The organism is Streptomyces netropsis (assembly GCF_014203545.1).
Lineage (GTDB): Bacteria > Actinomycetota > Actinomycetes > Streptomycetales > Streptomycetaceae > Streptomyces > Streptomyces netropsis.
Genome location: NZ_JACHJG010000017.1, coordinates 148295 through 169302, shown reverse-complemented (window position 1 = coordinate 169302; position 21008 = coordinate 148295). Strand labels below are relative to the sequence as shown.

The following is a 21008-nucleotide window of genomic DNA, read 5'->3' as shown; positions in this document are numbered from 1 at the left end:
CGCTTAGGCTTGAGGGGTGGCAAAGACGAAGAAGGCGAAGCAGGACAAAGCGCAGGACAAAGCCTCCAAGAAGACCAAGGTCATCGATGTGAAGGCCGAGATCTCCGACGAGGTGGGGCTTGATTTCGCCCGTGCCTGGGTCGAATTCCCCGACCCGGCCGACGACGAGCAGCTCTTCCGGTGCGACCTGACCTGGCTCACCTCTCGCTGGAGCTGCATCTTCGGCAGCGGCTGCCAGGGCATCCAGGCGGGGCGCGCGGCCGACGGCTGCTGCTCGCTGGGCGCGCACTTCTCCGACGAGGACGACGAGAAGCGGGTCGCGGGCCACGTGGCGCGGCTGACGCCGGACATCTGGCAGTTCCACGACGTCGGCACCGACAGCGGCTGGACGCAGCTCGACGAGGACGACGGCGAGCGGCAGACCCGGCGCTGGAACGGCTCGTGCATCTTCCAGAACCGGCCCGGCTTCGCGGGCGGCGCGGGGTGCTCGCTGCACATCCTCGCCCTGAAGGAGGGCCGCGAGCCGCTGGAGACCAAGCCGGACGTGTGCTGGCAGCTGCCGATCCGGCGTACGTACGACTGGATCGACCGGCCGGACGACACGCAGGTGCTCCAGGTCACGATCGGCGAGTACGACCGCCGGGGCTGGGGCCCGGGCGGCCACGACCTGCACTGGTGGTGCACGTCGGCGACGTCCGCGCACGGCGCGGGTGACCCGGTGTACGTGAGCTACGCGCCGGAGCTGACCGAGCTGATGGGCAAGAAGGGGTACGCGCGGCTGGTGGAGCTGTGTGAGGAGCGGCTGTCCTCGCTGCTGCCGATGGCTCCGCACCCGGCGGACGGCGGGCGCCCGGCGAAGCTGCCGGACCGCCGCTGACGCGGGCTGACGCGGTTTTCGCGCGCTGCGGCTCGGGGCCTGTCCTTCGGACAGCACCGTCCGCTGGAGGCGGTGCCCGCGGCGTCCGGTGCCGGGGCACCTCCCGGCAGTAGCCGGGGAGGGATGTGAGAGCAAGCCCTCGGGGTTGCTCTCACGGGTCGTCGATCCCCGAGGGAAACCTCCGCCGGTGGCCTCACAGGGCGGAGCCGGTGCCTTCGCGGGACGGCACGCCAGGCAGTCCGCGGGGCGACTCGCGGAACAGCTCGCCGGTCGCGTCACGGCGTGAACCGCCGACAGGCCCACACAGCGGACCGCAGGTCAGTTCGTGGAGCTCGGGGACGGCGCCGGGGGCGGACTCGTCGGGCTCGCGGGCGGCCGGGTCGCGGCGGGGGTCGGCTCGGGGGCCGCGCCGCGCCCCTCGATCGTCACCACGGAGCCGCCCGGCGCGACGGCCACCCGCGCCGTCCAGTGCCCCACCGGCTCCCGGTCCTGGTCCACATAGACCGTGACGGTCACCGACTGCCCCGGGGTGAGCACCCCGCCCACCCGGTTCAGCCGCAGCCACGGCGCGTCGGTCGTCATCGACCAGCGCACCGGCTCCCCGCCGCTCGCCGTCAGCGTGATCAGCGTGGTGCCCCCGCTGGGCTGCGCCTCGACCGTCAGCCGACCGGGCCCGTGGCCCCGCCCGGACGGAGCCGGCAGCGGCCGGGTGCTGTCGCCCGGTGCGGGCGAGGCACCGGCGGCGGCCGCCACCGGCACGGGTCTGCCGTCCGGACCGAGCACGGCGACCGAGACGTCTGAGGCCCGGCGGCGCACGGCCGAGCGCGCGTCGGTGGAATTGTGGGACCGGCCGGTCTCCTCGTACGGATACTGGCCGAGCCCGGCCGTCTCCCGGGCGGAGACCGACGCCGTGTCCTGCCCCTCCCCGATGACCGGCGCCCCTCGGTAGGCGGCCCACAGGGCCAGCACGGGGGCGGCCACGACCGTCGCGACGACCGTCGTCGTGACGGCTCTGCTGCGCAGCCTGCCGCGCCGCGCGGCACGGTCCTTGGGGGCCAACGGGAACCCCTTGCGGTCGAACCGGGGCATCACCCCCGCAGCCGCCGCGCGCTGCGGGCGTGCGGCCAGGGCGCACAGCATGGCGGCGTGCGCCGCCGCGCGCGGCGCCTCGAGCACGGGCAGCGCGGCGGTGGACGCCGACGTCCCGGGCCAGGGGTCGCCCGCGTTGGCCCGCTCGGCCGTCCGGCGGCAGTCGGCGCAGTCGTCGACGTGCCGGACGAGCTCGCGCCGCAGCGCGGCCCCCAGCAGCATTTCCGTGTCGCCCGCGAACCGCGCGACGACCGGGCAGCGGCCGGACTCCACGACGGCCAGCGCGGTCCGGGTCCGCTCCACCTCGCACGCGGCGCTGGACAGCAGCGCCCGGGTGGCGTCGGGGTCCAGCCGCAGCACGACGCCGACCTCGTGGGGGGTGAGGCCGTGGCGGACGGCCAGCTCGAGGGCCTCGCGCTGCTCGGGGGTGGTGCCGGCGGCCTCCGGCCAGGCCAGCAGGGACAGCTCCGCGCGGCGATGGGCCGCCAGGGACCCGGTCGGGACGGGGTCGGCGACCCTCGCACCGCGCTCCGCGAGCCTGCGCAGACAGGCCCAGCGGGCCAGGGCGTACATCCAGGGGCGGCGCATCTCCTCGTCGGCGGGGGCCCGGTCGGCGCGCCGCTCGGCGAGCGCGAGCGCCTCGCCGAGCACGGAGGTGGCGGAGTCGTGCTCGCACAGCACGGACAGGCAGTAGGTGAACAACCCGTCCAGGAACGGCTCGTACCGCACGGGCGGCCGCTGTACGAGGGTGTCGTCGACCGCGCGCGGCGCACGGCCGTGTGCGTGAAACGCGCCGGTGGCGTACGTAGGGTGCTCGGGGCCGCTGCTTGTCATCCCGGCGACGGTAGGCGGATGATGCGCCCTCCCTCGTCCTGCTCGCACAGGTTTAACCCGTTCGGGTGACCATCTCGCTCGAAGGGGGACAGGAACTGTACGTTCCGGCGGGAGTGCCGGTGTGGCGGCCGCCAGGGGTGCGGACGACTGCCGTCCGGCCCGTCCCGTCGGGGGCCCTGTCAGTGGGCACCGCTACGGTGACCCCATGGCTGCCCGCACCGCTCGCTCGTCCGCCAAGGACCGGCCCTCCTACCGCTGCACCGAGTGCGGCTGGACCACTGCCAAGTGGCTCGGCCGCTGCCCGGAGTGCCAGGCGTGGGGCACGGTCGAGGAGTACGGCGCGCCCGCCGTCCGCACGACGGCGCCCGGCCGGGTGACCTCCGCCGCGCTGCCCATCGGCCAGGTCGACGGCCGGCAGGCCACCGCGCGCAGCACGGGCGTGGACGAGCTGGACCGCGTGCTGGGCGGCGGGCTGGTGCCCGGCGCGGTGGTACTGCTCGCGGGCGAGCCCGGGGTCGGCAAGTCGACGCTGCTGCTGGATGTGGCGGCGAAGGCCGCGTCCGACGAGCACCGCACGCTGTATGTGACGGGCGAGGAGTCCGCGAGCCAGGTGCGGATGCGCGCCGACCGCATCGGCGCACTCTCCGACCACCTCTATCTCGCCGCCGAGACCGATCTGTCCGCCGTCCTCGGCCATCTCGACTCCGTGAAGCCCTCCCTCCTGATCATGGACTCGGTGCAGACCGTGGCCTCCCCCGAGATCGACGGGGCGCCGGGCGGGATGGCCCAGGTGCGCGAGGTGGCCGGCGCGCTGATCCGTGCCTCCAAGGAGCGCGGCATGGCCACCCTGCTGGTCGGCCACGTCACCAAGGACGGCGCGATCGCGGGCCCCCGGCTGCTGGAGCACCTGGTCGACGTCGTGCTGAGCTTCGAGGGCGACCGGCACGCCCGGCTGCGCCTGGTCCGCGGCGTGAAGAACCGCTACGGCGCCACCGACGAGGTCGGCTGCTTCGAGCTGCACGACGAGGGCATCACCGGCCTCGCCGACCCCAGCGGCCTCTTCCTGACCCGGCGCGCCGAGCCCGTTCCCGGCACCTGTCTGACGGTCACCCTGGAAGGCCGCCGCCCGCTCGTGGCCGAGGTGCAGGCGCTGACGGTCGACTCGCAGATCCCCTCGCCCCGCCGCACCACCTCCGGTCTGGAGACTTCGCGGGTGTCGATGATGCTGGCCGTGCTGGAGCAGCGGGGCCGGATCAGCGCGCTCGGCAAGCGCGACATCTACAGCGCCACCGTCGGCGGTGTGAAGCTCTCCGAGCCCGCCGCCGACCTCGCCATCGCGCTCGCCCTCGCCAGCGCCGCCAGCGACTCCCCGCTGCCGAAGAATCTGGTGGCCATCGGCGAAGTGGGGCTCGCGGGCGAGGTCCGGCGCGTCACGGGCGTGCAGCGCCGCCTGGCCGAAGCCGCCCGGCTCGGTTTCACCCACGCCCTCGTGCCCTCCGACCCCGGGAAGATCCCGGCCGGTATGAAGGTTTTGGAGGTCGCGGACATAGGCGACGCGCTTCGGGTGCTGCCCAAGCGGGTACGCCGGGAGAGCCGGCGGGAGGCCGATGCGGACGCCTGACCGGAGGAGCCCTCTCTAATAGGCTGGGCGCCAGTAGACTTTGCCCTGGTCTCGCCCGTACGTACGCACGTACGCGACAGCCAGGGCGGCCTGCGGCACCGATGACCTTGCGACCGGAGGAGTGCAGTGGCAGCCAACGACCGGGCATCGGGCCCCGGCAAGGCCGGGGGAAGCTCCGGTGCTGACGGTCTGATGCGCGCTTCGCTGAGCGCCGTCGCGCCCGGCACGGCCCTTCGGGACGGCCTGGAGCGCATCCTCCGCGGCAATACCGGCGGGCTCCTCGTCCTGGGCATGGACAAGACCGTCGAATCGATGTGTACCGGCGGATTCGTCCTCGATGTGGAGTTCTCCGCCACCCGGCTGCGCGAGCTGTGCAAGCTGGACGGCGCGCTGATCGTCGACAAGGACATCACCAAGATCGTGCGGGCGGGCGTGCAGCTCGTCCCCGACGCCTCGATCCCCACCGAGGAGACCGGCACCCGGCACCGCACCGCGCAGCGCGTGTCCATCCAGTGCGGTTACCCCGTCATCTCGGTCAGCCAGTCGATGCGGCTGATCGCGCTGTACGTGGGCGGCGAGCGCCGGGTCCTGGAGGAGTCGGGCGCGATCCTCTCCCGTGCCAACCAGGCGCTGGCCACCCTGGAGCGCTACAAGCTCCGTCTCGACGAGGTCGCCGGCACGCTCTCCGCCCTGGAGATCGAGGACCTGGTCACCGTCCGCGACGTCACGGCGGTCTCCCAGCGACTGGAGCTGGTCCGCCGCATCGCCACGGAGATCGCGGAGTACGTGATCGAGCTGGGCACCGACGGCCGTCTGCTCTCACTCCAGCTGGAGGAGTTGATCGCGGGCGTCGAGCCGGAGCGCGACCTGGTCGTGCGGGACTACGTCCCGGAGCCGACCGCCAAGCGCACCCGCACGGTCCCGGAGGCGCTCTCGGAGCTGGACTCCCTCAGCCATGCCGAGCTGCTCGAACTGCCCATCGTCGCGCGCGCCCTGGGTTACAGCGGCTCCCCCGAGACGCTGGACTCCGCGGTCTCCCCGCGCGGCTACCGCCTGCTGGCCAAGGTGCCGCGGCTGCCCGGCGCGATCATCGACCGGCTCGTCGAGCACTTCGGCGGGCTCCAGAAGCTGCTCGCCGCGAGCGTGGACGACCTCCAGACGGTCGACGGCGTCGGCGAGGCCCGCGCCCGCTCGGTCCGCGAGGGGCTGTCCCGGCTCGCCGAGTCCTCGATCCTCGAGCGCTACGTATAGCGGTCAGATCCCGACCGTTCGCTTCTTCATACGGCTACGGCCGAGCCCCGCGCGATGCGGTGCTCGGCCGTAGCCGTATGCCGGGTCGGGGATCAGGCCTTCTCCAGCGTGAAGTTCACCGTCCCGGTGACCCCCGCGATCTTGACCTCGACCTTGTACGTACCGGGTTCGGCGGTCGGGGATCCGGACGGCGTCGCGCAGCGCGGGGCGCTGCGCTTGCGGTCCCACTCCAGCGTGCTCTTGATCTCGCCCGAGCCGGGGAGCTCCAGCAGCACGGGCGCACCGCCCTTGGCGCAGTCGTCGGACGCCCACACGTGGTCGCTGCCCTCGGACTTCACGATCTTGAGGCCGGCCGCGGCCGATCCGAAGTCGACCTTGCAGGCAGCGCCACCGGAGTTCTTCACGACGAACTCGAACTTCGGCTTCTCGTCGGGCTTGTAGGCGTCCTTCACGCTGCGCACGCTCACCTGTACGGATCCTGACGCACAGTCGGGCAGTTTGGAGCCGGCCGGAACGGCCTTGCCGTCGCCCGTGCCCAGCCCACCGCCGCCACCGGAACCGCCGGAGCCTCCCGTGCCGCCGCCGGTGCCTACGCCGCCACTACCGGAACTTCCCGTTCCGCCATGGTCGCCGCCGCTGCCGCCGCCGGTGCCCGATTCATCGCGGCCGCCCGGCCGTTGGCTGAAATGGGGCCCCGAGGGGGTGGGCCCGGGCGTGATGGTGGTGTCACCGGGACCCTTGCCGTTCGATCCCTTGGACTGATCGCCGTCGGAGCCGTCACCACCTCCGAGGACGGCCCACAGCACCAGCAGAACGAGAAGGCCGAGCAGGCCAAGCGCAACTGCCCTCCGCCGCCAGTAGATGGAGGAGGGAAGCGGCCCGATCGGATTGCGCAGAGATCCCACGCGAAGACTCTACGAGAGATCGGCCAGGGCACCAGCCAGTACCCGCCGTAGGAGTGCAGACTTTTCTCATCATCTACCCGGTTCCGGGCGCCGCCATACGCACATCGGACAACGGCCGCACCATCCGACGAAGGTCAGGTATTGGCCCTGCCGATGGACCGATGTGCCGTGTGCCCGGCGGTTCATAACGTCCCCACCATGGACAACGATCTCTATCGCGATATCACCGAGCACGCCCGCAGCACCCCGGGCTGGGTCCACTCCCTCGCGGAAGTCGGCACGGAGGCAGGGCTGTTGCTACTGATGGCGGTGGCCGTCGGAATCTGGTGGCGGGCCAGGCGTGGCGGGGCGCGCGGGGTGGCGCTCGCGGCGCTCGTGCCGTTCACCACGGCGGTCGCGTACGCCGTGAGCGAGGTCGTGAAGAGCCTCGTCGAGGAGGTCAGGCCGTGCCGGGCGGTGACCGGTGCCGCCGCGTCCCTCGCCCCCTGCCCGGCGCCCGACGACTGGTCGTTCCCCAGCAACCACGCCACCCTCGCGGCCGCCCTGGCCACCGGGATCGCGGTCACCCGCCGGGTGATGGCGTGGCTGGTGCTGCCGCTGGCGGTGCTGGTCGCCTTCTCCCGGGTCTTCCTCGGCGTGCACTACCCGCACGACGTGGCGGTGGGCCTCGCGCTCGGCGCCGCCGTCGCGCTGCTGGGCGCCCGGGTGCTCGTACGACGGGGCACGGCGTTGGTGGAACGGGCCCGGGCGGGGACAGGCCCGTGGAGCGTCCTGGTCAAGGGGTGACAGGAGAGACAAGGGCTGACGAGGGGGGCGAGGGGCGGCCCGCCCGGCCGGACGGGCCGTCAGGCTCCGGCGCGACGTGCCGTCATGCTCCGGCGGGCCTTCCGTCAGGCTCCAGCGGGACGGGCCGTCAGGCTCCGACGGGCGGCCACTCCGTCTTGTGGCCGAAGCCCTGGCCGTTGTCGACCAGGCGCAGCCAGTCGGGGCGCAGCTCCCACAGGTCCTCGCGCTCCATCGCCTGCCTGAGCTGCTCGGTCTGCTCGACGTAGGGGAAGCGGGTCCGGAACGACTGCCACGCGGCCTGGCGCTCCGCGCCCTCCAGACGGCGGCAGACGCCCCGGCCCTGAATGCCGGACAGGCTCACCCAGTCCTGGTGGTCACGCTGGGCGGTGAAGGCGACGCGCGTCTCGCCGTCGCGCAGGGCACGGCCGTGGCGGGTGGTGGCGGAGGTGACGAACACCAGCGCGGGCGCGGACTCCTCGGCGGGCGCGTAGAGCACGGCGCACGCCTGGGGGCCGTCCTCGTCGGTGTACGCCAGGGTCAAGGTCGTGTGGGCGTCGAGCGCGGCGAGGAGCTCCAGCGGGGGGCGGGACTGAATTTCGGTCATGATCCCCATTCCACCCCGATCGTCCCCGGGGTACCAGCCGGGTACCGGCCAGGAGTCGATCGATGGGGCCGAGGGAGTGGCCGGTCAGCCCTCGGTCACCAGCCCGGCCTCGTAGGCGACGATCGCCGCCTGGACGCGGTTGCCGACCTCCAGATGGTTCAGGATCGCGCTCACGTAGCCCTTGACCGTGCCCTCGACGAGGTGCAGCCGGCGGGCGATCCCCGCGTTGGAGAGCCCGGCCCCCACCAGGGCCAGGACGTCCCGCTCGCGTGCGGTGAGCCCGGCGGTCCGGGCGCGGGCGGCGGCGCCGCGCATCAGCCGTTCGCCGCCCAGCTCGGCGATGACGTGCCGGGCGACCTTCGGGGAGAGGTACGCGCCGCCGTCGGCCACGGCACGGACACCGGCCATCAGCTCGTACGGGTCGCCGGACTTGAGGAGGAACCCGGTGGCCCCGCCGCCGAGGGCGCGGGAGACGTACGCGTCCTCGGAGAAGGTGGTGAGGACGGCGACGGCCGTGCCGGGGGTGGTGCGGCGGATCTCCTCGCACGCGGCGAGCCCGTCCAGGCGCGGCATCCGGATGTCGAGGAGCGCCACGTCGGGCCGGTGCGCGCGGACCGCCTCGACGGCCTCGCGGCCGTCCGCCGCCTCGGCGACCACATCGATGCCCGGGTCCGCGGCGAGGATGGCCCGTACGCCCGCCCGGATCATGGTCTCGTCGTCCGCGAGCAGCACTCTGATCGTCGTCACCGCACCCACTCCTTCTCTTCTTGCTGTACGACGTCGGGCACACCGACCCGGGGAACGGCGTGCTTCGACACGAGGTGGCCGTCGCGGAAGCAGAGCCGGAAGTGATCGACGCTCACGAAAAGCTCGCCGGTCGACCGGTAGTAACGGCACTGCGCGCCGGGCGGCGGGGGCACGACTGCCCGGTCGGCCGGTGGATCGGTGACGGTCAGGTCGGGCAGGACGGGCTCGACGTCCGCGTAGGGCGCGCCGACGCGCAGTCCCGCGTAGTCGGCGGGCGTCAGCACGGAGTGCGTCTTGATGTAGGCGTACCAGCCGAAGGCGCCCGCCACGAACAGGGCGGCGCAGACGCCCGCGACGGCGAAGGGCACGGCGAAGCGTCGGCGTGCCGCGCGGCGGGCGCGGGTGAACGCGTGGCCGTCGCCGGGGGCGGGGCCCGGGCCGGGGCCGGCCGCCGTGTGGGGCAGGCGCGCCACCACGCGGAAGCCGCCCTCGTAGGGTCCCGCGACGCACTCGCCTCCGGTGAGGGCGGCCCGTTCCCGCAGGCCGAGCAGTCCCGTGCCGTTGCCTGGCGGCGCTGGCGCAGGGTTTTTACGGGCGGACGCCCGTACGCCGCCGCCGGTCGACGGGCCGTGGCCGGCCCCTGCGGCCCGACTGATGTTCTCCGCCGGGTCACAGATGCCCGACGTCTGCCCGACGCCGCCCGCCGCGGGGGCGGCCCCGACGGTCGACGGGCCGTGGCTGGCCGCCGCGGCCCCTCCCGCCGGCTCCGCCGGGCCGTGGTCGTCCGGCAGAGGCTTGCCGCCGGGGGCCGCTGGGCGGGCGGCGTCGGCCGACGCCGGGCCGTTCACGACCGTCACCACGGTCTCGTGCGGGCCGTGCTCGACCGTCACCTCGACCTCCGCGCCCGGCGCGTGCTTGGCCGCGTTGGTCAGGGCCTCCTGCACCACCCGGTAGGCGGCCCGCTCCGCCATGGTCGGAGCGCCGGAAGCGCCCTGCCGCGCCCCAGCCGATATCGCCCCGCCGGAGTCGTCGACCTCCGGCACCAGCTGCCGGGCACCGGCCGCGCCACCGGCCGCAGCCCTCTGCACCCCGCCATCCCCGGAAACTGCACGGACACGCACCGGCTCCCCGGCCCCGGCCGGGGCGGCCCCGGCGGAAACACCACGCACGGCCCCGCTCCGACCGGTCACGTCCCTCGGCAGCCCGCCGCCACCGGAAGCCGCGCGCACGCGAACCGGCTCCCCGGCCCCGGCCGGGACGGCCTCGGTGGGAACCGCCCCGGTGGGAACCGCCTCAGTGGGAGCCGCCCCGGTGGGTGCACCGTGCCGCACGGCCTCGTTCCGGCCGACCACGGCCGTCGATGCCTCGCCGCTCCCCGTAACCGCGCGCACGCGCAGGCGCACCGGCTGCCGGGCACCGGCCGCGGCGGGCTCGGCCGGAACACCGCCCCGCACGGTCCCGCCCCGACCGGCCACAGCCCGCGGCGCCCCGCCGTCCCCGGAAGCCGCGCGCACGCGCAACCGCACGCACAGGCCCGAGCTGGCCGCGCGCTCGACGAGCGCGGGGATGGTCTCGTCCGCCGGGACGAGCGGGGCCGTGGGCGGGGTGGGCCCGGGTTCGGGGTCGCGGAGGACGCCGATGATGTCGTGGAGGCGGTCCGTCGCGGCGGCCGCCGCCGCGCGGAGGTCCGCGGCCGCCGTGCGGTGGGCGGGGTCGAGGCCGGGGGCGACCTGGAGGGCGCCGGCCCGCAGGGCGATCAGGCTCAGCTCGTGGCCGAGGGAGTCGTGCATGTCCCGGGCGATCCGGGCCCGCTCGCGCAGCCGGGCGCGGTCCGCGACGATCTCCTGCTCCCGCTCCAGCTGCGCCGCGCGGCTCCAGCCCGCGGCCACCAGTTCGCGGTACTGGCGCCGGTAGCGGCCGGTCAGCCAGGGGAAGACCCCGCCGAACAGCAGCGTGCCGATCAGAACCAGCCATTCGATCACCGGGTCGGCGCCGCGGAGGAGCACGAGCGCGGTGCCCACCGCGGCGATCCCCGCGAAGGCCAGCTGCGCCGGGCGCGGCGCGGCCGAGCGGCGGCCCAGCAGATAGCCGAGGACCGACAGCGCCGGCCCGTACGAGAGGGTGAAGAGGGACGGCGACGCGGCGAACCCCAGGGCCGCGGCGAGAAGGAGGGCCGGCACGGGCCGTAGCCGCGACACGGCGGCGGCCACGGCGAGCACGCCCAACGCGCCCGCCTGCCGCCACCAGGGCTGCGGCCCGGTCAGACCGAGCCAGGCGGTGCCGATCGCGGGCGCGGCGAGTACCGCCCACAGCAGGGCGTCCCGCAGGGCACGCGCGGCCGGTACGGCCCGCGCCGCCGACAGAACCCGGCCCGCTGTCGAAACCCGCCCCGTCCTCGGGGCCGTCGTGCGTCTCACCGCCTCGACGGTACAAGCGTCCGTCCACCGCGCGCCCCTGTCGAAAGTCAGGTGTTCGGGGCCCGGCGCGTTTCCCCGTCGTACGCGCCCGTGCCAGGATCGGTGACGCCATGACTGCCATGCCCCAGACGCCCACCGTCCTGCACGCCCCCGTCATCGACTGGTTCGACGAGCACGCCCGCGATCTGCCGTGGCGCCGCCCCGAGGCCGGACCGTGGGGGGTGATGGTCAGCGAGTTCATGCTCCAGCAGACGCCTGTCAGCCGGGTCCTGCCGGTCTACGAGCAGTGGCTCGCCCGCTGGCCGCGCCCCGCCGACCTGGCCGCCGAGCCGCCCGGTGAGGCGGTGCGCGCCTGGGGCCGGCTCGGCTATCCACGGCGCGCGCTGCGGCTGCACGGCGCGGCGGCGGCCATCACGGAGCGGCACGGCGGCGACGTGCCGCGCGACCACGCCAAGCTGCTGGCGCTGCCGGGCGTCGGCGAGTACACGGCGGCCGCCGTGGCGTCCTTCGCGTACGGGCAGCGGCACGCGGTCCTCGACACCAACGTCCGCCGGGTCTTCGCCCGGGCGGTGAGCGGCGCGCAGTACCCGCCGAACGCCACGACGGCCGCCGAGCGCAAGCTCGCCCGCGCGCTGCTCCCCGAGGAGGAGCCGGTCGCCGCGCGCTGGGCGGCCGCGACGATGGAGCTGGGGGCGCTGGTCTGCACCGCCCGCACCCCTTCCTGCGCGCGCTGCCCGATCGCCGGGCGCTGCGCCTGGAAGGCCGCCGGGTCGCCCGCCCACGACGGCCCGCCGCGGCGCGGCCAGACCTACGCCGGTACGGACCGGCAGGTGCGCGGCAAGCTGCTGGCGGTGCTGCGCGAGGCGGTCGGGCCGGTGCCGCAGTCGGCGCTGGACGCGGTGTGGGACGAGCCCGTGCAGCGGGCCCGCGCGCTGGACGGACTCGTCGCCGACGGGCTGGTCGAGCCGCTCGCCGACGGGACGTACCGGCTGCCGCTGACGTAGCCCGCCCGGGAAGTCCTACGGCCCTGGCCCGGCGCTCCTTTGTTTCGTCGCTGCGTGTTCGTTTCGCCCTGCGAAACGGACAGAGCCGCTCTTTCCTCCCCGCTGTTACACAACCTATGGGTAGCTGTGCACCAGTCGAAGGGCTGCTGCACATCACGCCGCAACAGCGTCTCCGTAGCGTCCTACTCGTGCTGGAGGACCACCAGCGTGACGTGGGGACGCAAGCGGAATGGAGGCTGCGAGATGGCCAGCAGCGGCAAGGTTCTGGACTTCGAAGAGTACGTGCGCAACCGTCAGGACGCCCTCCTGCGCAGCGCCCGCCGTCTCGTGCCGGACCCCATCGACGCGCAGGACCTCCTCCAGACCGCCCTGGTGCGCACCTACGGCCGCTGGGAAGGCATAGCGGACAAGTCGCTTGCCGACGCCTATCTGCGTCGTGTCATGATCAACACTCGTACGGAGTGGTGGCGCGCCCGGAAGCTCGACGAGGTGCCCACGGAGCAGCTCCCCGACGCACGCGTCGAGGACGGCACCGAGCAGCACGCCGATCGCGCCCTGCTGATGGACATCCTCGGAGTCCTGGCACCCAAGCAGCGCAGCGTGGTCGTGCTGCGACACTGGGAGCAGATGAGCACCGAGGAGACCGCGGAGGCGCTCGGCATGTCGACCGGCACGGTCAAGAGCACGCTGCACCGGGCCCTGGCCCGGCTGCGCCAGGAGCTGGAGAGCCGCGACCTGGACTTCCACGCCCTCGAACGCAGCGAGCGGGGGCAGGAACGGTGCGCGGCCTGAAAAAGGCGGCTCCCATCAAGCCGGCACTGATCACCGGCGGCGCGGTCGCGGGAATGGCCGCCGTCGCCGGTCTTCTGCTTGCCGGCTGCGACGCGAGCAGTCAGGGCGTACGGAAAGAGGGCCCGGCCCAGAGCCAGTCCGCGGCGAAAGCCACCCGTATGCCGTCGGCGTCGGCCACTCCCGCCCAGGAGAAGGTCGACGCCGTCAAGCTGATCAAGGGCGATCCGAAGGTCAGCGACCAGATCAAGAAGAACCTCAAGCCGTGCGTGAAGAACCAGTACCCGGTCGACATCACCTACGGGAAACTGACCGACAGCTCCCGTTCCGACGTCGTGGTGAACATCCTGACCTGCGGTGACGGCATCGGCATCGGCTCGTATGTGTACCGTGCCAAGGGCGACGGGTACGAGAACGTGTTCGTGGCCGAGCAGCCGCCCGTCTACGCCGAGATCGACCGCCGCGACCTCCGGGTCACCAAGCAGGTCTACGGCCCCGGTGACGCGGTGTGCTGCGCGTCCGGCGAAGATGTCGTGACGTACCACTGGTCGGGCAAGGAGTTCCGCGAGACCGGCCGCACGCACACGGACTACAGCAAGACGGGGAACGACGGCAAGGCCGATCTCCCGAGCGAAGGAACGGAGGGCTGAGAGCGGCGTGGGCGATACGCATGTGCTCTTCGTCGAGGACGACGACGTCATCCGCGAGGCCACCCAGCTGGCGCTGGAGCGCGACGGCTTCGAGGTGACCGCGGTACCGGACGGGCTGACGGGGCTGGAGAGATTCCGCGAGCGTCAGCCGGACATCGCGTTGCTGGACGTCATGGTCCCGGGCCTGGACGGCGTGAGCCTGTGCCGCCGGATCCGTGACGAGTCCACCGTGCCCGTGATCATGCTCTCGGCCCGCGCGGACTCCATCGACGTCGTGCTCGGCCTGGAGGCCGGCGCCGACGACTACGTGACCAAGCCCTTCGACGGCGCCGTGCTCGTCGCCCGGATACGGGCCGTGCTGCGCCGCTTCGGCCACGCGAGCGGGCCGAACGGCAACGCCGCGTCCGAGGCCCCCGACACCATCGAGGGCGGCGTGCTGCGCTTCGGCGACCTGGAGGTCGACACGGAGGGCATGGAGGTCCGCAAGGCCGGCCTGCCCGTCGCGCTGACCCCGACCGAGATGCGGCTGCTGCTGGAGTTCTCGGCCGCGCCCGGCACCGTGCTCTCCCGGGACCGGCTGCTGGAGCGGGTCTGGGACTACGGCTGGGGCGGGGACACCCGCGTGGTGGACGTGCACGTGCAGCGGCTGCGGGGCAAGATCGGCCAGGACCGGATCGAGACGGTCCGTGGTTTCGGCTACAAGCTCAGAGGCTGAGCGCCAGGTGGTGAACCCTCGCATGGCGAAGGGCATGATCGCGCACGGCACGACCGGTGTCGCAGCTGTGTTCGATTTTGATCCGGCGGCGGCCGCCAAGGCCACGGTCGCGCCGTGGTGAAGCTCGCCCTCCGCAGCGGACTGCGCTGGAAGGTCAGCCTGGCCATCGCCGGCGTCGGCGCCCTGGTGGCCGTCGCGCTGAGCCTCGTCGTGCACAACGCGGCCCGCGTCTCCATGCTCGACAACAGCCGCGACGTGATGGACGAGCGGGTCCAGGTCGCCCAGCGCTTCTACGAGACCACCGGCCGGCTGATGCTCCGCGCGAAGCTGGACGACCCGGCGCTCCCGAAGCAGCTGCGCGACGCCGCCGACATCGGGCTGCGCGCCACCTACCTCCAGGACTCCGGTGACGGCGCCCCCGAGGTGTGGGCCTCCGTCCCGCTGCGCAACGGCAAGGTCCTCTCCATACACACCCGGTTCAAGGACCGCTTCGACATCCTCGACGACCTCGACAAGGCGCTGATCGTCGGCTCGGTCTCCGTCGTCCTCGGCGGCTGCGCACTGGGCGTCCTCGTGGGCGGCCAGCTCTCGCGGCGGCTACGCAAGGCCGCGACCGCCGCCCGCAAGCTCGCCGACGGCGACCCGGACGTGCGCGTCCGCGAGGCCATCGGCGGCCGGGTGCGCGACGAGACCGACGACCTCGCCCGCGCGGTCGACGGGATGGCCGAGGCCCTCCAGGACCGGCTGGAGGCCGAGCGCCGCGTCACCGCCGACATCGCGCACGAGCTGCGCACCCCCGTCACCGGTCTGCTCACGGCCGCCGAGCTGCTGCCGCCGGGCCGCCCCACCGAGCTCGTACGGGACCGGGCCCAGGCCATGCGCACGCTCGTCGAGGACGTCCTGGAGGTCGCCCGGCTGGACGGCTTCGCGGAGCGGGCGGAGATGCAGGAGATCGAGCTCGGCGAGTTCGTGCTCCGGCGGGTGCGGGCCGCGGCCCCGGACGCGAAGGTCAAGGTCGTCCGTGACGCCTACGTCTCCACCGACCCGCGCCGCCTGGAGCGGATCCTCGGCAACCTCCTGGCCAACGCCGCCAAGCACGGCAAGGCGCCCTTCGAGGTCACGGTCGAGGGCCGCGTGCTGCGGGTCCGCGACCACGGCCCCGGCTTCCCCGAGGAACTGCTGCGGGAGGGCCCGAGCCGCTTCCGCACGGGCAGCAAGGACCGCGCGGGCAAGGGCCACGGCCTGGGCCTGACCATCGCGGCCGGCCAGGCCCGCGTCCTCGGCGCGCGCCTCACCTTCCGCAACGCGGACCCGACGGCGGAGGGCGACGGGGGTGCGGTCGCCGTGCTCTGGCTGCCCGAGTCGTCGCCGACGGCGACCGGCAGCTTCCCGATCATCCAGGTCCCGGACTAGGGACGGACCAGGTCCGGACCCTCCGCGTCGGACCCGCTACATCGGGTCCACGCACTCGCCCCGGTCCTTGTCGAGGTCCAGCCGCTCGCCGGGCTGGGTCAGGGAGAACCAGTTGCCCGAGTCGTCCCGGAGGATCGCCTCGGTGCCGTACGGGCGCTCCTGCGGCTCCTGGAGGAATTCGACGCCCTTGGCCTTGAGCGTCTCGTAGTCGCGCTGGACGTCGTCGGTGCTCAGCACCCCCGCGCCCAGGATCCCCTTGGAGACCAGCTTCCTCAGGGCCTCCCCCGACTCGGCGTCCATCCCGGGCGGCCCGGGGACCATCAGCGTCAGCTCCACCTCGGGCTGGTCCTGGGCGCCGACCGTGAGCCAGCGCATGCCCTTGTCGCCGCCCATGGTCATATCGGTACGGACCTCGAGGCCGAGCTTGTCCGTGTAGAACTCCTTCGCCCGGTCCTGGTCGAGAACCCAGACGGCGGTGATGGCGATTCCCTTGATCATGGTGTGCTCCCGGGGTCCACGGCCTTCCCCAACACCGTAGGCACGGGCCGCGCCGGTCCGCTTCCCCAGAATTCCGGCGGGGATTTCGGTGACCGAAATATTCGGTGACCGACATATCCACGGACACGGCACGGGCCCCCGAGCCGGTGGTGTCCGGCTCGGGGGCCCGTGGTCCCCGCAGTATGTGATTCTCAGATATCCGCCTGGATCAGAGGTTCTCGCCGTGGGCCTTCAGGAAGGCGACCGGCTCGACGGCGGTGCCGTAGTTCGGGGTCGTACGGATCTCGAAGTGCAGGTGGGGGCCGGACGAATTGCCGGTGGAGCCCGACAGGCCGATCTGCTGGCCGGTGGTCACGGTCTGGCCGACCGAGACCTTCACCTGCGAGAGGTGCGCGTACTGCGAGTACGTGTTGTTGTCGTGCTTGATCACGATGGCGTTGCCGTACGCCGGGCCGTCGCCGCCGCCGTTCGGGCCGGCCTTCACGACCGTACCGCCGTGCACGGCCATGACGGACGTACCGGTGCCGACGACCAGGTCCTGGCCGCTGTGCTTGTTCGCCCACATGCTGCCGGCCTTACCGAACGGCTGGCCGACCTGGTAGCCCGCGACCGGCGCGACCCAGGCGTCGATGCTCTTACGGGCGGCCTCGGCCTGCTTACGGGAAGCCTCCGCCTTCTTACGGGCGTCGGCGGCGCGCTTCGCGGCGTCCTGCTGGGCCTTGGCCTTCTCCTTGGCCGCGACCTTCAGCTGCGTCTCGGCCTGCGCGTTCAGCGCGTCGTCCAGGGCCGCGACGGAGGCGAAGGCCGGAAGCTGTGCCTGAGCGGAGGTGGTGTCCGCGGCGAGCGCCGCGCCGGTGCCCAGCGCGACCGAGGCACCGAGTCCGACAGCCACGACGACGGCGGTACGGGCACGGAGAAGGGTCTTACTGGAATTACGGAAAGTGGTGTGCTTCGACATGTGAAACCTCCAGGCATGAATTGGTCCCGGCTGCGGACCGGGATCGCCATACCTTGGTAACCCGCATTCGCCGTCCAGCCAAGGGCGGCCTCTACTAGCGAATGCCGTAGCGGGGCGGAGGGCGATCTCCGCCTTGCGCGGGGGCATGTCGAGCGGAAATAAAGGATTTCGGGGGACGACCATTTCTACTAACCGGCTCAGTATGTGACCCACGCCCTATGGGCCGTATCACCGCGAATGGACTTAAGGCCATACCGGTTTTGGGACCAAGGTCCCGGCGTCATTCCGGGTTCCAGAACGCACCAATAGCACCAGAAGGCGCTGGGACCACTCAGATCACGGCCCTGCCCGTTCCTGCGGGCCGGTCCGCGCCCCGGCGGTACGCTCCCGGGCAGCGGCCGCGGCACGCGCGGCCCAACAGCCGGGGGGCATCACGATGAACGACGACATCGAGCTGGCGGACGCGGTCGAGGCGGTCCGCGACGGCCTCACCGAGGCCGCCGCCCGGGGCTCGGGCCGGGACCTGGGCTTCGACGTCGGCGAGATCTCGATGGAGTTCACCGTCGAGATCCGCAAGGACGCCAAGGGCAAGGGCGGCGTGAAGGCCTGGGTCGTCAGCGCGGAGGCGGAGGTCTCCCGGGGCTCGACCCGCACCCACAAGGTCGCCTTCACCCTGACCCCGAAGGACAGGCGCACGGGCGAGGGCTGGAAGGTCGGCAACGACCGCCCGGCCGGGGTGTCCCGCTTCGGCACCACCGACCGGTGACGGGCGTGCGCTTACGTTCCGTGGAGGACCGGCTCGTGGCGGTGCTGGCCGGCTCCCAGGGCAGCGGGATGCTGCTGACCCCGCGACTCGTACTGACCAGCGCCCACGTCATAGGGCCCGACCCGGCGGAGGTCGCGATCCTCGGCCTCGACGGCAGACACCCGGTGAGCTGTGACGTCCTGTGGATGGGGCGCCCCGACGGCTGTGATGCCGCCCTTCTCAGGACCCGGCAAGCCGTCGCACGCGAAACGGACCTCGCCGCGTTGCGCTGGGGCGAGATCGTCACTCAAGAGCCGGTGCACGGGTGCCAGGCGCTGGGGTTTCCCCAGGTACAGCGCTTCGGCGACGACGAGCTGGAGGCCGTCCAGGCCCCGGGCACGCTCGTGCCCCTGTCGGGCCGGTTGCGCGGCCGGTACGTGCTCCGCACTGATCACCAACCGCCCTCGTCCCCAGCGGAAGACGGCTCCCCGTGGGCGGGGCTGTCGGGCGGCCCGGTCCTCATCGGTCAGGTCCTCATCGGCATCGCCGCCGAGGACCCGATGGGCTGGGAGCACTCCTCCATCGACGCGGTCCCGCTGACCTCGGCCATGAGCGACAAGGGCTTCACGGCCGCCCTGCTGGACCACTGGCCGGGCGCCCCGGCCCTGGAGCAGATCCACTCCCCGCATCCCGAGGACATCGTCTACGAGGAGCAGTACGCCAAGGCCCTCAAGGCCCGCTACAGCCGCCTGGAGATCTTCGGCCTGGACGACCTCGGCACCAACGAGAACAGCTGGGACCTGGACACCGCCTATCTGAGCCTGGAGGCCCGGGCGCCCCAGCACGCGGCCGACCACGGCGAGCACCACACCCGCCCCGAGACCCAACGCGTCGAGGACCTCCTCGCCTCCAGGCCCCGCACCGTCCTGCGCGGCGAGGCGGGTGCCGGGAAGACGACCCTGGTGTGGTGGCTGGCCTCCCACGCCGTCTGTCGCACCCTGCCCACGAAGCTGAGCGCGCTCAACGGCCTGATCCCCTTCGTCGTCCCCATGCGCAGCCTCGCGGCACAAGGCATCACGACGCCCACGCCGGACCGGCTGCCCACCATCGCCCAGCTCCAGGTGGACGAACCGCCGAGCGGCTGGGCCGGACGCGTGCTGGAATCCGGCCGCGCGCTCCTGCTCGTCGACGGCCTGGACGAACTTCCCCAGCCCGACCGCGCCCCCGCCCGCAGATGGCTCGCCGAGCTGTTACGGCTCCACCCCGGGACCCGGTGCATGGTCACCGTGCGGCCGCTCGCCGTCGAGAACTCCTGGCTGGAGTCGGAGGGCTTCGAGGAGCTCCTGCTGCTCCCCATGAGCGACACCGACATCCAGGCCTTCGTCGGCGCCTGGCACCAGGCCGCCCGGCTGGAGTGCGAGCGTTTCTCCGACGCGCCGCACGCCCTGCGGCAACGCGGCCGGCTCGACTCCCTGGAGCGCGATCTCACCCAGGAATTCCAGCGCAACGCCACGCTGCGCGACCTCGCCCGTACGCCCCTGCTGTGCGCCGTCATCTGCGCCCTGCACCGCCGCCGCAGCGGGCTGCTCCCCCGCACCCGGTGGGACCTCTACCGCGCCGCGCTGGCCATGCTGCTCGGCGGCCGCGACGACTACCGACGCATCCACAAGCCGGAAGGCATCACCCTCGACATCGACGACGGCCAGCAGCTGCTCCAGCGCATCGCGGTGTGGCTCGTACGCAACGGCCGTGCGGAACTCTCCCGCGAGCAGGCCGTACGCCAGCTGGAGCTGGCCATGGGCGGCTTGCGGCACGTGCGCGAGCAGGGGACGGCGGACCAGGTGCTGACGCATCTGCTGAACCGCAGCGGGCTGCTCCAGGAGCGCTCCACGGACGTCATTCAATTCATTCATCGCACGTTCCAGGACTATCTCGCCGCGAAGGAGTTCCGGGACAACGACAGCCTGGACGAATTACTGGGCCATGCGGCCGAGGAGCAGTGGCAGGACGTCATCCGGCTCGTGATCGGGCACTGCGGGCGGAGCGAGGCCCGGCGCGTCATCTCGGGACTGCTCGCGGCGGGGGACGCGGCACCCGATCCGGAGGCGGAGTGGCCGCTCCGCACGCTCGCCGCCGCCTGTGCGATCGGCTCGACGTATTTGGACGACGAGCTGCACGATGCGGTGTGGAACGGGCTCAAGGCGCTGGGGCCGCCGCGTGAGGAGAGGGAGATCGGTTTTCTGGCCTCGCTGGGCCCGGAGGTGCTGCCGATCCTCCCGGAGCCGGACGGGCTGGACGCCGGTCAGGCGTACATCGTTGCGACGCTTCTGTGCCCGCTGGGGGACTCGGCCATCCCGCTGCTGAGTCGCTACGGGAAACACAGCTCGGAGAGAATCCGGAGCCTGGTCGCCAACAGTTGGGGGCTTCAGCACACCGGGCGATACGCGACAGAAGTCCTTGCCGCGATGCGGCTCGATGACGTGTGGTTGCGCATCTCCCTTCCGGAAGAGCTCTCCGAGCTGCATCGCCTCGGCCCGATCGCAGCACTCCATATCGCGGGCGACCACAGCTCGGCCGACCTGCGTCGAGGCCTGGAAGGACGTGAGGTGCGTGAGCTGTGGCTGAGCGGGAACTCCGCCCTGCGTGACCTGGATCTTCTTCGAGATCACCCGGAGGTCGAACGCCTGTCCGTCATCGACTGTCCCCGTTTGGGGGACACCTCAGCGCTGTCGGGGCTGGTATCCCCATCGCTGCGGCTGGATATAGACAGCACTGGCCTGGGTGCCGTCGTCTCGGAGGCGGAGGAACTGCCACAGGTCACCGAGCTCGGTCTCACTCTCCTCGACCATCCCACGGTGAACGAACAAATCCCCCGGATCTTCCCCAACCTGGCCTTTCTGAGCCTGGCGGTGGACGGGTCGCTGGACCTGTCCCCCCTACGGGAGGCGCAGACGCTGCGGCTGGAGGTGGAATGCCCCGTTCTCGACGGCAAGCTGGAAATCCTCGGCGCCGAGCACTTCGGCGACCGGCTGGAGATCGTCCCCTGACCGCACCGAAAACAAAACCGGCCCCGGAACCGATCGAACGGTTCCGGGGCCGGCCCTG

At 72.7% G+C, this 21008-nt stretch carries 18 protein-coding genes; 11 read left to right on the top strand and 7 right to left on the bottom strand.

Features of this window, described 5'->3' with window-relative positions; translation table 11 throughout:
• Positions 1-16 precede the first annotated feature (16 nt).
• On the top strand, positions 17-877 hold the full coding sequence (locus tag FHS38_RS31145) for a DUF3109 family protein (RefSeq protein ID WP_184739296.1): 861 nt from the start codon (positions 17-19) through the stop codon (positions 875-877).
• A 318-nt stretch (positions 878-1195) separates the two neighbouring features.
• Here FHS38_RS31145 and FHS38_RS31140 read toward each other — a convergent pair whose 3' ends face one another.
• Positions 1196-2800, bottom strand: a complete 1605-nt coding sequence (locus tag FHS38_RS31140; RefSeq protein ID WP_184739294.1) for a BACON domain-containing protein — start codon at positions 2798-2800, stop codon at positions 1196-1198.
• A 205-nt stretch (positions 2801-3005) separates the two neighbouring features.
• On the opposite strand from FHS38_RS31140, the gene radA reads away from it, so the two are divergent.
• Positions 3006-4421: a DNA repair protein RadA gene (gene radA / locus FHS38_RS31135; RefSeq protein ID WP_184739292.1), complete on the top strand. Its 1416-nt coding sequence runs from the start codon at positions 3006-3008 to the stop codon at positions 4419-4421.
• A gap of 126 nt (positions 4422-4547) precedes the next feature.
• Positions 4548-5672 carry a DNA integrity scanning diadenylate cyclase DisA gene (gene disA, locus FHS38_RS31130; protein WP_184739290.1) on the top strand — a complete coding sequence of 375 codons (1125 nt, stop codon included), beginning with the start codon at positions 4548-4550 and terminating at the stop codon, positions 5670-5672.
• Between the two features lie 92 nt (positions 5673-5764).
• On the opposite strand, the gene FHS38_RS36215 is transcribed toward disA, so the two are convergent.
• A complete protein-coding gene (locus FHS38_RS36215; protein WP_308433612.1) occupies positions 5765-6139 on the bottom strand; it encodes a hypothetical protein in 375 nt (124 codons plus the stop codon).
• A gap of 636 nt (positions 6140-6775) precedes the next feature.
• Here FHS38_RS36215 and FHS38_RS31120 point away from each other — a divergent pair.
• The gene (locus FHS38_RS31120) at positions 6776-7363 is read left to right on the top strand and encodes a phosphatase PAP2 family protein (protein ID WP_184739286.1); all 588 of its coding nucleotides are present in this window, start codon (positions 6776-6778) and stop codon (positions 7361-7363) included.
• A gap of 127 nt (positions 7364-7490) precedes the next feature.
• Here FHS38_RS31120 and FHS38_RS31115 read toward each other — a convergent pair whose 3' ends face one another.
• From FHS38_RS31115 to FHS38_RS35755, 3 genes are all read right to left on the bottom strand, one after another.
• On the bottom strand, positions 7491-7967 hold the full coding sequence (locus FHS38_RS31115; RefSeq protein WP_229822826.1) for a pyridoxamine 5'-phosphate oxidase family protein: 477 nt from the start codon (positions 7965-7967) through the stop codon (positions 7491-7493).
• An 84-nt stretch (positions 7968-8051) separates the two neighbouring features.
• Complete coding sequence (locus FHS38_RS31110) at positions 8052-8723, bottom strand: response regulator transcription factor (protein ID WP_184739282.1); 672 nt, start codon at positions 8721-8723, stop codon at positions 8052-8054.
• Positions 8711-11131: a sensor histidine kinase gene (locus FHS38_RS35755; protein WP_229822825.1), complete on the bottom strand. Its 2421-nt coding sequence runs from the start codon at positions 11129-11131 to the stop codon at positions 8711-8713. The genes FHS38_RS31110 and FHS38_RS35755 overlap by 13 nt, the downstream gene beginning before the upstream one ends.
• A 110-nt stretch (positions 11132-11241) precedes the next feature.
• Between FHS38_RS35755 and FHS38_RS31100 the strand changes: the two genes are divergently transcribed.
• From FHS38_RS31100 to cseC, 5 genes are all read left to right on the top strand, one after another.
• Positions 11242-12135 (top strand): iron-sulfur binding domain-containing protein, encoded by an 894-nt coding sequence (locus FHS38_RS31100; protein WP_184739280.1) that lies wholly within the window; start codon positions 11242-11244, stop codon positions 12133-12135.
• 243 nt (positions 12136-12378) lie between these two features.
• Positions 12379-12927, top strand: coding sequence for a SigE family RNA polymerase sigma factor (locus FHS38_RS31095; RefSeq protein WP_130878261.1), 549 nt, complete (start codon positions 12379-12381; stop codon positions 12925-12927).
• On the top strand, positions 12915-13574 hold the full coding sequence (locus FHS38_RS31090; protein ID WP_308433611.1) for a hypothetical protein: 660 nt from the start codon (positions 12915-12917) through the stop codon (positions 13572-13574). The genes FHS38_RS31095 and FHS38_RS31090 overlap by 13 nt, the downstream gene beginning before the upstream one ends.
• Before the next feature lie 7 nt (positions 13575-13581).
• The gene (gene cseB / locus FHS38_RS31085) at positions 13582-14289 is read left to right on the top strand and encodes a two-component system response regulator CseB (protein WP_184739279.1); all 708 of its coding nucleotides are present in this window, start codon (positions 13582-13584) and stop codon (positions 14287-14289) included.
• A 114-nt stretch (positions 14290-14403) separates the two neighbouring features.
• On the top strand, positions 14404-15702 hold the full coding sequence (gene cseC, locus FHS38_RS31080) for a two-component system sensor histidine kinase CseC (RefSeq protein ID WP_184739277.1): 1299 nt from the start codon (positions 14404-14406) through the stop codon (positions 15700-15702).
• 36 nt (positions 15703-15738) lie between these two features.
• On the opposite strand, the gene FHS38_RS31075 is transcribed toward cseC, so the two are convergent.
• Both FHS38_RS31075 and FHS38_RS31070 read right to left on the bottom strand, forming a co-directional pair.
• The gene (locus tag FHS38_RS31075) at positions 15739-16200 is read right to left on the bottom strand and encodes a VOC family protein (protein WP_184739275.1); all 462 of its coding nucleotides are present in this window, start codon (positions 16198-16200) and stop codon (positions 15739-15741) included.
• 208 nt (positions 16201-16408) lie between these two features.
• Entirely contained in the window at positions 16409-17158 is a 750-nt protein-coding gene (locus FHS38_RS31070) for a M23 family metallopeptidase (protein ID WP_184739273.1), read from the bottom strand.
• Between the two features lie 436 nt (positions 17159-17594).
• Here FHS38_RS31070 and FHS38_RS31065 point away from each other — a divergent pair, with 436 nt between their 5' ends.
• Together FHS38_RS31065 and FHS38_RS31060 are read left to right on the top strand one after the other, a co-directional pair.
• Positions 17595-17924 (top strand): trypco2 family protein, encoded by a 330-nt coding sequence (locus tag FHS38_RS31065; RefSeq protein ID WP_184739271.1) that lies wholly within the window; start codon positions 17595-17597, stop codon positions 17922-17924.
• Between the two features lie 5 nt (positions 17925-17929).
• Positions 17930-20950, top strand: a complete 3021-nt coding sequence (locus FHS38_RS31060) for a serine protease (protein ID WP_184739269.1) — start codon at positions 17930-17932, stop codon at positions 20948-20950.
• Positions 20951-21008 lie beyond the last annotated feature (58 nt).